Here is a 14656-nt window from a genome sequence, read left to right as displayed (position 1 = left end):
TCTCCTTTCTATCCAAGTGCGTTAAATTTCCAACCACTTGGAGTACTCGCATAAAAACCCGATCCCATATTACCGTCTGTAAAGCGAATATGACCCCATTGTTGAAATCCACCGCCACCTAAGTTAATCCCCTGCATTGCTCGTATATTCCGATAGATTTTAACTTCTTTTTCAGTACTTATATCAAACGTTTGTCCGTCTGGTGCTGGAGCTATATTGTTATTCACACCACCTACAGCAATTGCGTTAAACGGCTGAATGCCATCTGCTCTTTCTGCTGCAGCACGATCCCAATTATACATAGATGCATATTTGCCACTGTATAGCGTTACACCACTTACACAAATCGCTGTCCCTTGTCTCATATCAGCATTTCCAGAACAAACTTTAATAATCAATGCGTGTTGTTGCGGAATATAGTTTGTTGGCACTTTGAAAGTAAAAGAATACCTTCTGATTTCTCCGTAGAATGTAGACGGCTCAGGGAAGTCCATCTTTTGTTCACTCAATATGTCGTAACTTACGTTATCTCGGAATTTAACGCAGCATACTTGTAAGCGCGGCTTCCCTGTTTTACGTACCCCATTTATCATGGCTGTTCTAAAATGAGCAGATAATGTGTATTCATTTCCAGGATGTATCCCATTATTCACAATTGCTTCTGGATAGTTATACATATCTACCCTTGCAGCATTCACCATCTGCTCGTAATCGAATATATGTGTATTCTTTTCTATTACGACATTTCCCCAGGACTTCCAAGTAAGACCGTATCCACCTTCAAACCCATAATAATCGTTATGTCCAATGTTTTTCTTTGTAACACTAGAAAAGTCTGGATCTGCTATTAAGTTTCGTCTTGATACCGCAGTTGTTTTTGTCCCCCATTCATCTTGGAATAGGAAGTCTAGCATTTTAACAGTTACACCATCTTTATCAATGGTTATCTTATCACCATCAATTCTAATAAGATTCGTATCAATGCCTTTTGCAGTTAACCATTTCACCATTGTATCTGCATTAATATCTAGCTTTGCAGCATTGATTGTAATTTTCCCAGGGGACAAATTGATCGCAGTGACAATGCCGTCCTTTAAAATCTGCGCTAAAATTCCTTCATCTAACACTTCTAACTTAGATTCTGTTTTTTTTACATAGGCATTATAAGTCTCATTTATAAACGTTTCTTGTTTTCCAGAGATGATTGAAACGCCTTTTTCAGTAGCACTAATACTTCTTTCTAATTCAGTTACTTTTTTATCGTAATCTTTAGTTGCTATCTTATCGGCCAATTCTTCCATGATTTTATCTTTATCTACAATATCAACAGGGTTCTCCATGAATGAAGAAGGTTTATCACCAATTTGTAGCATGGGTTGTGCCATCCATAGACGACCATTTTTACGAACCCAAAACATTACTTTAACTTTTTTTGTACCTTCGACTAATAGCCCTGCCACATGTGTACGAATCCATGTTCCTTGTGAAATAGTTATTTCTTGCAAGTAACTTTTAATCATTTTATTGTTTACATCGTAACATTGGAGCTCGATAGCAGCTCCGGCATCTATACTAGCTTTGTTATCTGTATAAAAGTAAGCAGAGAAAACATAATTCCATCCAGGTCCAGCATTTATATACTCGTGCGATGCTCCTTTATACAAATTACTCGCATTACCTGTAGTAATAACACTAAGTGAATTGCATCCCTTATAAGTGACTTGTGTATCTCTTGTTGTGCCTGATTGAAGAACCCAATATTTTGTATCATTCTTCCAAAGAACATTCCGTAATACAGTTTGATTACCGATTCCACCTACATAAGCTTCAACATCTTTCTTTTTCATTGCTAGCTTCAATTCTTCAGATTGTTGCAGGATCGTTGTAGTAGCTTCAGTCAGTGTTTGCCCTTGCTGAGTTTGTATTTCCTGTATTTTTTTTACATCACTTGTTATCCCTTCGGCGTTCTTCGTAATCTCCGTTACTTTCTGGCTGAATACATTTTCTTTTACCCCATCTTCCGGAGACGGAGCGAATGCTTTCGGCATAGATCCTTTTAACACAGATACATTTTTGAAGTAGCATTCACTACCATCAGCAGAACGATCGCCATAAATATACAAGCTAAAACCTTTTTTCATATCTGATTTATCATGTAATTTCATTGTTGCATACACACGAACCCATTTTTTAACAGGTTCGATCGTTAATTCTGGCGTCCCCCCACTATGAAAGCCCATTGAAGTGTTACCCTCAATAAAGTGGTGTAATCCTACCGCTATTTTGTTATTTGCTGTTTCCGTCCATACATCTAAAGCGATCGTGTACGTATCACCTGGCTGGAAATCATTTCGGAAACTAGCTGGCATTTCTTGAGGCATTCCAAGCCACCTTTTAGCTTGACCGAATTGACCATTTTTGTTAATAACAGCAACTACAGGATACCCAAACTTTTTGTCATTAACGTGCATATGATAACCCTTTGTAGGATCTGTTGTTCCAGCGTTATAACCTGTTGCCCAATTACCAGCGCGCAAATTACCGTTTAGGTTCTTATCCCATTGCAGGTCGTTATCGGCCCAATAGTGTGTGAAATCTCCATTACGTACATAGTTACGATCACCAGCATCATTAATGATAGATTCCGTTTTTTCAATACGCTCTTTTACACCCTCGAAACTTTGCTCCAACTCATAAGTCGATTTTGTAAAACCTGTAGGAACAGAACCTTTTTCTAGTTTAGGTTTCTTGAAACGAAATTTCTTACCCTTTGAATTTTCGTTTCTTTCAAATCTTAATCGTAATCCCCATCCAGTTGCCCGCGCCTCAATTTTAAATGTAAATGATCTTCTAGACCAATTAGCGACAGGGAATCTATTGTACAAGTTTTCTGCCCAAACTCCATTAATAAATTGGAATACAATTAAATCAATAGGAACATCGTTTTGCATATCGATACTAAATGTCATATCTTTCTCTTTTTCGTAGTCACCCATCTTAGTATTATCTAGATGGAATTGGTAGAAAGAGTCGGTATGATCTGTACATTCTACAATCATGTAATCCTCAGTGAATGATTGAGTAGCTTTGTTGACTAGTGCACCTCCAGACATTCCAATTGTTTGTGGCTTTTGATTTCGCCCAGTATTGATTAGCCAGTTTTCAACACCCACTGTACGAGATTCAACCTGCTCCAATTTTTTAGAGATTCTCCCAGCCTCTTCTTTGATCTCGGTTGTTATCTTGGTGAAAACATTACCATCTGCAATATCTTCAGGAGCAGGTCGCCATGAATAATCTTTGCTTCCTATAGTCAATTGTGGTGAACTCTGCTGATACCAACAACCAGCAGGAGGGTTTGCATCAGGTTCTATACGTAAATGACTCTCATTATCTGTTCCCGTTGATGCCATCATGCCCGCTGTCACTACAAACGAAACACTTACACGTTGCCATTGATTAGTAGATTTATTTGGACGGATTCCAGTAGCCCCTGCTGCAAAATAGAAAGTGTGTTGTAAGTCTTGGCCATTCGGTAAACCTTTTACTCGAGTATGAATAGAATAGGTTACTTTATCTCCTACTTTGACAACTCCCCGATTCACCAAATCTTTGAAATTATAAGCCAAAGCAGTCCATGATGATTGAGTTTCTACGACTGCATTACCTTGAAAAACATCCTTTGAAATTTTAACTTTATCTGCTGATTTAAGCCACCAACGATTGTCTGCTTGTGCCCAGGTCAAAGCACCATCAAAAGATTTGGAACCGATTAACAGGTTTCTTACATCGTCATTAATGTTTGCTACACTTTCTTTAACTTCTGAAATAACTTTCGTATTTCCGTCCACATCACTTACTAAGGTGTTGACCTTACTTGTAGTCTCAGTACTATTTTTCGTTAATGTTTCAATAGACAATTTAAATTTCTCCGAATCCTGTTCAACCTGGGTTACTTTTTTATCAATCTCACCTTGATCTCTTTGTACATCAGAAATAGTTCTTGTAACTTTTGAAAGACCCTCTGTTACTGTATTAAATTGCCCAGTGGCTTCTTCTTGCGCTTCTTCCACTTTCTTATTTAATTCTTCTTTTGTGAGTTTAATATCCTTACTTACCTGCTCCAGTGTATCTTTTTTAATTGATTCCACATCCGGAATAAGAAGCTCCCACCCTTTACCATTCCACACTTTTAAAATACCAGGTTTACCGTTACTAATATCTCGCCATAATGTTTTACCTACTATAAGATTATCAATTGGTGGGTTTTTAGCTTCAATAATATTTACCGTATTATTTTTCAGGTTTTCCTGGACCTTTTCAGCAATTTTCTTAGCGGATTCAGATTCTTTTTGAGCATCATTTGCTGTTTCAGCAGTTTCTTTAACCAACTTATCTAGCTGATCTAAAATTTCTTGTTTACTACCTAATGAAGCCAGGACTTTATTATAGAGCTTGCGTAATTCCTCGTTTGGATCAACAATTTCACGGTAATCACCAAATACATATTTATCTTGCATCGGATCTTTAAATGACTCATCGCCAGCGATTGCTCGTGCTTCAAGGTATAACTTGGGTGTAAATCCAGTATCTTTGATGCGGATTGTATCGCCTTCATTAATTAACTCATGTGCCAATCCAAACACACGACCAATTGATTGTGCTTCAACTTCATAAGAAACAGATGTATTTACACGTTTTTTCATCTCTGTTTTCATAAGAGTCATTAAACGGTCTGGAGTTATATCTTCTTCTGTCTCTGGAGTATAGAATCCGAATTTATGCTTTCCTTTTTCATTCCAGCGCTGGAACGCAACATTATCTACAATGTACGGCAAACCATTATTAATACTCTCAACTGTAATTATCTTATCTCCTTCACCTTTAGCGAACCCTATAAGCGCTGTACAGATATTTTGAGAGTTTTCAATACGTTTGATTCCCATTAAATCTTTGCCAAGAGTTACTTCTTTACCTATTTCTCGACCGCGCTTCTTAACCATATCCACATAACGACCAATAAATTGATTACCAACAACTTCAGCGCGATACACAATTTCCAAATCAAAAAGAGAAGCGATATCCTTTAATAATTTAAGCGGATTGGTAGGTTCTTTAATAGTCATTGTATGAAAACCAGAGTATTCTGTACGACCTCGTTTCCACTTTGTCCCTGTTAAAGCTATGTCAATAAACTCATTAACTGTTTTCCCTTCAATTCGTTGAGGATTGATAACACCTGCTTTCGCTAATAAAATCCACTCACCAGATGCATAAGTAATTACGGATCTATCATTAGAAACTTTTTCAGCTTCAGTAATTACATACGGTACAATAACACCGCTACGCACTTCTTTTAACACTAAGTTTTGTTGCAAGAGTGTAGCTGCTTGTTCTGTACCATCAGCCGTTGTAAAATCAAACTTATCAATATTGTTCTTGATTTCCCAATGTCGTTTATCATCCCAATAGTCTTTAGATTGGATAGTGGAAACAATTTGTTCTGTTTGAAAATCAACAACATGAAGTATCCCACTTGGTGTCCTCATCTAAATCGCTCCCTATATTTAACCTTTGCTGTTCCTATATCAGAAGGAATAATTTCAAGTTTATTCATACCTTTATTGATAACAGGAAAATTACTAAAAATATCTTTTAGGTTTATAGCGTTTTTCCCTTCAATACTGACACGACTGTTTTCTGTATCAATCACGACTTTGTCACCAACATCGACTATATAAGGCGGTGTATTTTGATTATTTAAATTCACTTTCCAAAATTTCAAATCAGAAACTGTCATCGCTTCTACTGGCGGAACATCTTGCCACTGCATGATACTAATCTGTATTTGAGCTGCTTTTTCCATATGTTTATTGTCTTTATCAGTCCACCTTGCAAAGCGTTCTGAATCATCTTTTTCTGTTCCAGGAAGAAATTTTGAAATATAAGCCTCCCAATCGTTACCGGTTCTAGCGATCCACAACCTGCCATAATACTGATTCCATGTATTCAGATAATCACCACTCTCATAAATTAAACCTGTTTTTCCAGGTTTATTATCATATCCAATTACCATCGTTCCAAAATTTTGTTCAGCTTGCCAATAGAGGTCATTCATGGCAATTTTTGAAAGAACTTTGCTGTTTTCATCGAGTATCGCTATCTCAACTCGTCCCATTTCATTAATCGTTTTACTTTTACATGTAACGTGGGCTTGCATAATAAAATCTTGTACTGGCCCACCAGGGATACTCTTCTTAACAGCTGCGCCATGCCATCCATTACCTGATCCATAGTCCGAACAATAGAATTGGTAACTATCTGTTTTCATTTCACCAACTGGATTACCATCTTCCATAGAACTAACCTTACTCCACCCTACAGTTGTGGACATTTCATCCCATATAAGACGTTGATTTCTTTCTACAGGCAATTGCTCCATTTTTAATGGCATTCCAATACGGAAATAATCCGGTTCCTTTGAATATTTATCTTCAAACCATACATCTAAAAAAGTGTTTGGTTTCGTAATGTCAATCTCAATAATAGGATTAGAATGAACAGTTCCTTTGTTTTGAACATTTGCCGTTAACCCCAGCGTACCTGTTTGAAAATCTACTGTTCGAGTAGGTCCTAATTTATAAGGCATCGGACAAATAAACTTCAAAGTGCCTTTACCTAACGTAACAAAATCATCAGGATCAAACTCTTCATCAATCACAGCTAAATATGTTCTATCAGGAGTTACATCAAAAACTAGCTCAACTGCTTCTTCTGTAATTAACCAAGCTGCTATTTCTTCTTTTAACGTTTCTAAATCTGTTCCATCTGGAACGATAATTCCCACAGGAACAGGAAGTGGACGAGGATCTGTTTCCATTCCTAATAATCTCGCGCCTGGATATCCAGGTGTTTTTAAGAAATTACGTTTTAAAGGCGCCCATGTTGGTGGACTCCATCCTTTTTCTATTTGGATATATTCTTTTCGTTGATTGTTGAATGTAAAAGAGCTCATTTTGACACCCCGTTTCTTTATAAAATAAAAGAAACCCAAACCTAAAAGTCTGAGTTTCTTTTTGCTTCTCTTTCTTGATACTCGGTTGTATAGCGATAAGTACCGCGTGCCACGTCTCTTCCTTCTAAATTAACAGGTACTTCAATAACTAAATCTCCACCAAGCATTGGAATGACTCCACCGCCAGATGATCCTGAAGAATAATTAATCACTGGATTCGCAACACTAGCTGCCATAGCTTGTCTACTATTTGACATATTCCCATACACACCACTCATAACACTCTTTAACCCTGATAATTGACTCATTGAACTAGCCATCATCCGGCTCATATCACTCATTAGTTGATTCATAGTTCCAGTGATACCGAGGGATCTTTCTTTTGAAGATAACGGTGTAACTGTGATAGAATTCCCTCTTTTAGTAAACAGTTCGGGTCCTTTTTCTCCAGTAATAAATGAGCCATCTCCTACAGGTTTTCCGCCTTTCGCAAGCATTGGTACATGTGGAATAGTTGGAGCGCTAACTCCTGGTATATTGTTTAATAATTCTGCTGGTGTATTAAAGCCATCTATAAATTTATTTATGATACGAATAATTCCATTGATAGCTGTACGAATACCACTTTTAATACCATCCCATACGCCTAATACTGCTGATTTCATGCCTTCAAATGCCCCACTAACCGCATCTGTTACCCAACGAACAGGCGTCATAATGGCTTCTTTCAATCCATTCCAGACAGAAGATGCGGTTGACTTGATACCTTCCCAAATGTTTGAGAGGGTTGATTTAATACCATTCCACACGTTACTACTTGTGCTACTAATCATGTTCCAAACCGTTGAAATGGCTTCTTTGATGCTATTGAATACAGAACTCGCTGTGGAAACAATTGCGTTCCATAAGCTAGATAGATAGCTTTTAATCGTATTCCATACTGCACTTGTTGTGGAACTAATCGTATTCCATGTATTCACAATCCAATCTTTTATTGAGGTGAATATTGGCGTTACAAAAGCTACTAACCCGTTCCAGCATGATTGTAAGAAATTCTTAACAGCATTCCATACAGACATTGTTGCTGAACTGATTGTATCCCACACAGTGATGATCCAAGACTTGATTTGTTCAAAAATCGGCATAACAAATGCTACAAGTCCATTCCAACAGGAAACTAAGAAATTCTTAATTGTTTCCCATACAAGACTTGTAGTAGAACTAATGGTATTCCAACATTCAGAAATGAAATTCTTGATACTTTCAAATATTGGCGTGGCAAAGTATAAAATGGCCGTCCAAATCGCTTGTAAGTATTGTGTAATAAAATTCCATACAGTTTGAATCACTGTTGAAATGCCGTTCCAAATCATAGAGAAGAAATCAGCAATTCCTTGTAAAATAGGAGTTAGAAAGGCAACTAATCCATTCCAAGTGTTAATGAAAAACTCACTAATCGCTGTCCACACTTCAGAAGTAGTTTGACTGATGCCATTCCAAACTTCCGATAACGTTTCAACTACTCCATCCCATATTCCAGTCAAATACTCCACAATGGAATTCCATATTTCTGTAGTCGTTTCAACAATAGAATTCCATATTTCATATAAAGACTCAACTATTCCATTCCATACCTCTATTAAGTATTCTTTAATCGAGTTCCAAACTTCCGAAGTAGATTCACTAATACTATTCCATGTTTCACTTGCCCATTGTACAATTCCATCCCATATCCCTACTAAGAACTCTCCTATTGCATTCCAAGCATCAATGGTCCATTGTTTGATATCATCCCAATTTTTATAAATTGCAACACCTAGAGCTACAACAAGTGCTACTATTATCGGAATAATAGCAACCAACCCTGTCATCGCCCATCCTATACTTGTTATAACAGCAACTATTGGTGCTAAAGCCATGAATGCTCCTGCAATTACACCAATAGCAACTGCGATAGCTGCCAAAGTAGCTGCTAATTCAGGATTATTGGAAATCCATTCAGAGAATTTAGAGACAATATCTGCTATAACTGCAAGAACAGGCTGAAGAGCAACTTGTAAATCTTGCATTGCTTGTTGAAATTTAACCTCTGGAGATGCATCTATTTTAGAAGTAGCACCCTGTAAGTCCTCTACTCCTTTTTTTAAATCGACTTGTTTACCTTCCGCTTTCAAAATGGTGTCGATAATTTTCTTCCCTTGGTCTTCCCAAAGAGTACCGAACATCTTCGTGCCAAGTGCATTTCTGTCTGTTGCATTTTCAACACCTGCTAAAGCCTTAGTTGCTTCAAGCATAGCCTTTTGTCCATTTTCACCACCGCCAGCAATTGCCTGACCCCATTTTTCAAACTGATCCGCCGAGATTTTTGTTTTATCTAAAACCTCTTGCATAGATTTATCTACACCCGCACCAAATTCGGCCATTTTAATACGACCTTCTTTTACACCCGATATGTTCAACAGGATTCGCAACATCCTGCCAGTTCTCTGATGAACTTCTGTACATCACTATACAGACCAGACTATATCATCATCTTTTATATAAGATGCTCCCCATTTCGGATGTCATCAGCTTACACCCTACGCTTTTCAGCTAGTCGTTGCACGTTCCTTTGTTAAAGGCTTCGCTCAGTATTGTCTCTTTTGAGAGTTCCACTGAATTAAAGGAGTTTTCTATGAATGTCGCCACTCATAGGGACAATCATTTATCCAATAGGTTATCGATATTCCAACTTTTAGTATCTACTCCTGCTGACATGATTCCTTGGACTTCTTTAGCCGAAAAACCAGCTTGAACCATCTGATCCCCATATTCTGCGATAATATCTAATTGTTCTGGTGGAAATCCTGTTTTTAATAATGTATTCACTAACCCCAATGCTTCCTCGTTAGTAATGCCTAATGTTGCACCAATCTCATTGGTTTCTTGTATAAGTTCATTAAAATCAATTCCAGCATAGGATGCTGCAATGGTCGCTGCCCCTTTAACCACAGCGGCATTTGTTTCATCAGAAGCATCTTTATTCAATGCCCATTGTCGGCGAACACCTTCTAATGCTTCTTCAGCGTCAATACCATACGTACTAACGCCCCTAATAGCTTCTTCCACTGATTTTTTCGAAGACTCTGGAACATCAAAAATGATATCAATCTTAGTTTTCAATTTTGACATATCCATTGCTTTTTCTACTGCACTAGCAATACCGCCACCAGCTGCCATACCACCAATGACATTTTCCAATCCTATTTTTAATCCTTCAAACTTTTTCTCAGTTCTCCCAGCTTCTTGTTGTAAATCTCTCAGTTCATTTCGTACTTGCTGAATTGAATTCCCAGCATCCACAGATCGTAGCGCACGTTGTAACTTTTCAATATCAGCTTCAGTTCCTAAAGCTTCACGACCAATAAGACCGATTGCTTGTTCTAACTGTCGACTTGTAGCCGATCCACTTTTAATTGCATTTACAAGACGATTACCTAATGCGCCTGCAAAATCATCCACGCTTTTACCTGTAGCGCTAAACAACGTTTCTAATTGTCTTGTTGAACTTGCCACATTTTCTTGTTCAGCTTTCATATTACCAAGCTTATTTTTCAAACCATCAAGTGACCCTTGTGTAAATTCAATTTCACGTCTAAACGCACGATATTGTTCTTCCGATATCTTTCCGTTTTGGAATTGCGCTTGAACCTGCTGCTCCGCTTCTTTTAATTTATCGAGCTTTTGTGTAGTGTTTTCAATTTGTTGTGTAAGCAACTGTTGTTTTTGGGCTAATGCTTCCACATTACCAGGATTAAATTTTAAAAGGCGCTCTACCTCTTTCAGTTCGGTCGCTAAGCTATCACTCTGTTTATTTACATCTTTTAAAGCGTTTTGTAACGGCTGCGTATTCCCACCAATTTCAATCGTAATCCCTTTGATTTTTCCTCCAGCCATTCTTTCACCCCTTTCTTAGAATGAATCAAAGTCTTTTTGGTTTGCTTTTCTGACTTTTTCTTTGTCTGGATTCTCCATTTCAGCGAATTCTGCAATATAATCGAAACAATCTCCAATTGTCATGACTTCCAAGTCCCAATGCGTTAATTTCGCTTTATAACAAAGAGCAAGGAACGTATCAGTGGTTAATTCTTCATCACTGAACGTCCCTTGCTCTCCATTACTTTTCTTTATTTTTTTTTTGCGCCCATCGTACTTTGAATCATATCCATAATTTCTGGAATAATCTCTGAGATAGGGAATTCATCAAAACCGTCTAACCATGTAATTGGATCGTCAATTTCTGGATTTGCTGTTTTCGCATATAACCAAACTAAATCATATACAACTTCAAAATCTAGCTTACTTAAATCTGCATTTGCTAAATCAATAGTGGCTAGTGAACCCTCTTGAGGATTTGAAGGGGCCAAAATCCCTAACTTAAACATATCAGCAAATAAATCACGTCTGAATTGCGCTTTATATCGTTTAACAGTAGCTGCTGTACTTTTTAATCGGACTTGTTTTCCGTCTATTGTAATTGTCTTTTCCATTTACTATTACGCTCCTTTGGGTGCTGCTGGTGTTTTTACATATACCTTTTTGTACCAGTCGTTATAAATTGCTTGTGTTGTTTTAGCAGTCGTTTTCGTTTTAACCATTGGTCTTCCACCAGGTACTAAAACAATTGGGCTAGAAACAAACTTCAGTTCATTTGTATTTGGTTCAGCCGAACTTGTTTTTGTTTTAGATGCAAGTGTTGGACGACTTGCTGAACAGTTATACATAACATGTAGAGTTGCATTCACGTCACCATCAAACTCAAATAATAAAGCGAATGGTTTTCCTTTTGCATCAGCCAATTCATTTAATACACCATCCGTTTCATCTAATTCTTCACCGAGTGCATCAATAGCAAATTTTTCTGGGATAGTAGCAATACTTAATGTTCCATCGTAACCCTGATTATTACTTGCCGCGTAATAAAGCATGTCATCTGCATAGAATTCAATTAAATCACCGCGTGGCTCAAATGTTAGTTCAACTCCACCAGGTAATGGAATTGGTGTCCCAAATGTAACTAAGAAATCTTTACTATCAAATGGCACGTAATGTACATTTTTCAAACCGAATGTTACCTTGTTTTCATTCATTTACAACAACCTCGTTTCATATGTTTTTTGAAATAATTTCTCAGATTCAATAAAAATCCCATACGAGTCATAAGGTATTTCATGATCGTCTAGGACCTTTTCCAGCTTGGCTTCTGCAACCAAGTCCTTTTTTGTGGTATAAAGTTCGATATTTAAATCATTTATCTTGTGATAGACCTTGTTATCAGCCATTAAATTTGCTGAACCATCCACAAGAAAACAGATATAAGGCGGCTCCGGAACTGGATTACCAGGTGTTGCTATGAAATGCGAATAAGCCACAGGATAACCTGTAGCTTCAAGAATTTTTATAAATTCTCCTAATATCATGATTCAATTGCCCTCTCAACACGTTTTGGTAATTCATCAATTACATACTCTTCCACGGGACGAATATGCACTTTCTCCGGTACTCGTCCACCACCAGCTTTCGCATGGCCATTTTCTAAAAGATGCGTTAATTGTCCTTTTGTATTATGGATAACAACAGCTTTATCAACTTTTTTCTTACGCCAACCTTTTCGATAACCACCTGTTTTTTTAGGACTATTTTGTCTTAACTTATCTACAGCGATATCAGCTACATCTTCTTGTACATTTGTTAATTCTTCTTCCACAACACTTGCATATCTTTGTAATTCTCTAGCAAGCTCTCCCGCAAAATCGTTCATATTAAACATGCTCCTTTGCGATAATAGTCAATGTTTGATACATTTCATCATCATTCATTGGCGGTTCGATAATATCAAAGATACGACCTTTCATATTGATTCGCATTAATTCTGTAATACCTGTTGTATAAGGCATCACAAACCGATAAATACGTGTAGATTGTGATGCTGAAGCTTCAATGTACTCCGAACCTTTTACCGTTTTTATCATTGCCCATGCTCTTTTAACTTCTTGCCAATTACCTGTTTCAACTTCTTGATTTAATTCATCTTTTATTACTTCAGGTTGTTCAATGATAATTCGATTTCTACAATCACCTGTATTCAGTGGTTTTTTATACTGAAAAGGACGCATATTAATCACCGTCCAATTTAATTTCTTCTAATGCTTTATCGATACCTAAACTATTAATCTGACTTAAAAAATTCTTGTCAAAATACTCTAATGCATCGTTATAAACATAACGAGAACGTTCAAAGACTAATTCTTTGAACTCCTCGTCTTTATTTAAATCATAATTCCCACAAACCCTAAGTAATGCCTTGTTAGACGTAGAAAGGATGCGCTTTAGGTTATCATCTTCCTCATCCCCTAAGTGCATCCTATCTTTAAACTCTTGCAATATTTCATCTGAAATTGTTGCGTTTCTCATTTACTTCACCCTTTATTTAGTTTTTGTTTCTGCAGGTGGTGTAAATGAAATTTCTAACTCGTAAACAAGTGCCGCTTTATTATCTTTTGGTTTCCCATTAGCAAATTGTTTAATTGTATAAAGAGTAGCATCTTCGAAAGCTAATGTTTGATCAAATTCTTTTAGCTTGTATCCACCTGCGATTGCAGCAATATATTGTCCTTTTACAAAGAATAATGCTTTGCCAACAGGAACTTCCTCACACTCGACAGGTTTAATATTATAAGGTAATGCCATTACCCATTGACCTGTTGCGGTCTGGATTGTATTACGTGCTTGTACGCCAATCGCATCAATCGGGTTAACTACCATTACAATTTTATTTAATACTTTTCTGGATTTCCCTTTTGCATCAGCAGATAAAGCTTTTACTACTTCGTAAAGTTCGCCTGCTACAATTTCCCCTTTATCAGACGGAGCAAATGTTAGTTTACCAGAAGATTTTTTATCAGTAACAGCGCCTGTTTCTGGATTTACATCTTTCATTAAACCAACTGGTTGGTGTGCTATAGATCCGCCACCATTAATAAAACCAAATTCTAGACCAACAGAATATGTTTCTACTAAAACAGTTCGAACATAGCGTTCAATCCATTCCGGTCCAAGCTCCTTCATATCATTCGGAATTGCTGCAAATGCAGTTAATTTAAGTTGGCCAATCTTTTCTTGTTTGAAGATGGCATCAATTTGCCCGCGAATTTCACTGAATAATTCGCCCCATACATACGCCTTCGTTGCATCAGAGTAAATAAACTTCGTAACTGCTCCTAAGTCTTGCAAACCAATTTCAGCTAATAAGGGATGTTCTGTAACTAAATCTTCAAACACACGCTCTTGCGTCGTTACAGGAAGGATTGAGCCATCTGTAAATCCACCTTCTTTAACAACTGCATTGAAGAATGTTGTTTCTGCTGAAGTTAAAACATTTTGACCACGTTGCTGTAAAATGGAACGATCAAGCATATCGTTATTTACTTGTTCACGAACTGTATTTGCTACATCTGTTTGTAGTGCATCAAAGAAACCTTCAAACGCTGACGTTTGTTCTTGTTCTGTACTTTCCGCGTTAGTTAAAGTATCCGTCAATTTTGCCTTTGCCTTATTAAATGCTTCAGATTTATTAAATTTAATAACCATTATGTGTTTCCC

General features: G+C 37.2%; 11 protein-coding genes. All 11 read right to left on the bottom strand.

Annotation, left to right across the window (positions count from 1 at the left end; genetic code table 11):
- Window positions 1–8: 8 nt before the first annotated feature.
- Window positions 9–5549: a phage tail spike protein gene (locus tag QCI79_RS15475; RefSeq protein WP_021727797.1), complete on the bottom strand. Its 5541-nt coding sequence runs from the start codon at window positions 5547–5549 to the stop codon at window positions 9–11.
- The gene (locus tag QCI79_RS15470; protein WP_021727798.1) at window positions 5546–7015 is read right to left on the bottom strand and encodes a distal tail protein Dit; all 1470 of its coding nucleotides are present in this window, start codon (window positions 7013–7015) and stop codon (window positions 5546–5548) included. The genes QCI79_RS15475 and QCI79_RS15470 overlap by 4 nt, the downstream gene beginning before the upstream one ends.
- Window positions 7016–7056: 41 nt before the next feature.
- A complete protein-coding gene (locus QCI79_RS15465; RefSeq protein ID WP_021729404.1) occupies window positions 7057–9438 on the bottom strand; it encodes a phage tail protein in 2382 nt (793 codons plus the stop codon).
- A 277-nt stretch (window positions 9439–9715) separates the two neighbouring features.
- Entirely contained in the window at window positions 9716–10951 is a 1236-nt protein-coding gene (locus QCI79_RS15460) for a hypothetical protein (RefSeq protein ID WP_021727800.1), read from the bottom strand.
- A gap of 230 nt (window positions 10952–11181) precedes the next feature.
- Window positions 11182–11544 (bottom strand): hypothetical protein, encoded by a 363-nt coding sequence (locus QCI79_RS15455; RefSeq protein WP_021727801.1) that lies wholly within the window; start codon window positions 11542–11544, stop codon window positions 11182–11184.
- Between the two features lie 6 nt (window positions 11545–11550).
- Window positions 11551–12144, bottom strand: coding sequence for a major tail protein (locus tag QCI79_RS15450; protein WP_021727802.1), 594 nt, complete (start codon window positions 12142–12144; stop codon window positions 11551–11553).
- A complete protein-coding gene (locus QCI79_RS15445; RefSeq protein ID WP_021727803.1) occupies window positions 12145–12474 on the bottom strand; it encodes a hypothetical protein in 330 nt (109 codons plus the stop codon).
- Window positions 12471–12815, bottom strand: coding sequence for an HK97 gp10 family phage protein (locus tag QCI79_RS15440; RefSeq protein WP_023901327.1), 345 nt, complete (start codon window positions 12813–12815; stop codon window positions 12471–12473). Before QCI79_RS15440 ends, QCI79_RS15445 begins: the two co-directional genes overlap by 4 nt.
- 1 nt (window position 12816) lies before the next feature.
- Window positions 12817–13170: a phage head closure protein gene (locus tag QCI79_RS15435; protein WP_021727805.1), complete on the bottom strand. Its 354-nt coding sequence runs from the start codon at window positions 13168–13170 to the stop codon at window positions 12817–12819.
- 1 nt (window position 13171) lies between these two features.
- The gene (locus tag QCI79_RS15430) at window positions 13172–13468 is read right to left on the bottom strand and encodes a hypothetical protein (RefSeq protein WP_021727806.1); all 297 of its coding nucleotides are present in this window, start codon (window positions 13466–13468) and stop codon (window positions 13172–13174) included.
- A gap of 12 nt (window positions 13469–13480) precedes the next feature.
- Window positions 13481–14644 carry a phage major capsid family protein gene (locus QCI79_RS15425; RefSeq protein ID WP_021727807.1) on the bottom strand — a complete coding sequence of 388 codons (1164 nt, stop codon included), beginning with the start codon at window positions 14642–14644 and terminating at the stop codon, window positions 13481–13483.
- Window positions 14645–14656: the final 12 nt, after the last annotated feature.

The sequence above is a fragment of the Bacillus cereus group sp. MG1 genome (assembly GCF_040460035.1).
Classification (GTDB): Bacteria; Bacillota; Bacilli; order Bacillales; family Bacillaceae_G; genus Bacillus_A; species Bacillus_A cereus.
The sequence above is the reverse complement of the archived record's forward strand: the minus strand, read 5'-3'. Positions and strand labels throughout refer to the sequence as shown.